Origin of the sequence: Caldisalinibacter kiritimatiensis (genome assembly GCF_000387765.1) — a bacterium.
Lineage (GTDB): Bacteria > Bacillota > Clostridia > Tissierellales > Caldisalinibacteraceae > Caldisalinibacter > Caldisalinibacter kiritimatiensis.
Genome location: NZ_ARZA01000002.1, coordinates 1 through 411, shown reverse-complemented (window position 1 = coordinate 411; position 411 = coordinate 1). Strand labels below are relative to the sequence as shown.

Below are 411 nucleotides of genomic sequence, written 5' to 3'. Positions count from 1 at the left end.
TAAAAAATGCGGCCGTAGGCCGCTTTATCTTTGCCCACTACTTTTCGTCTATTTTATAAGTTATTCCGTGCACACTAGTATATTCAATTGGTTCCATTAACCCTCCACATACTTCACAGTCAAATCTTGGGGGTACACTAATATCACCATTATCTAATATGTCAAACTGTTTAACTACACTTCTTGGTATATCTTCTTCTATTCCACATTCTAAACACCTAAACCTTACATCTTTTTTCTCCTGTTTCTCTTTTTCTAGCATTTTTCTTCTCTTTATTCTTTCTCTTATTTTATCTTTTCTTTTTTTCTTCTTTTTCTTTCTTCCCATTGTTTATTCTCCTTTCTATCTAAAAATTGGTTCTATTCTTCCATTGGATGCTTGTTTCACTGAATTATACATTTCTTCTACTT

Annotated in this window: 1 protein-coding gene; it reads right to left on the bottom strand. The window is 32.1% G+C overall.

The window, feature by feature from the left end; genetic code table 11:
• Positions 1-37: 37 nt before the first annotated feature.
• A complete protein-coding gene (locus tag L21TH_RS00110) occupies positions 38-328 on the bottom strand; it encodes a hypothetical protein (protein WP_006305233.1) in 291 nt (96 codons plus the stop codon).
• Positions 329-411: the final 83 nt, after the last annotated feature.

Coding starts and splice junctions, on each gene's coding strand:
- L21TH_RS00110 (WP_006305233.1), bottom strand. CDS start 328: ATGGGAAGAAAGAAAAAGAAGAAAAAAAGAAAAGATAAAATAAGAGAA.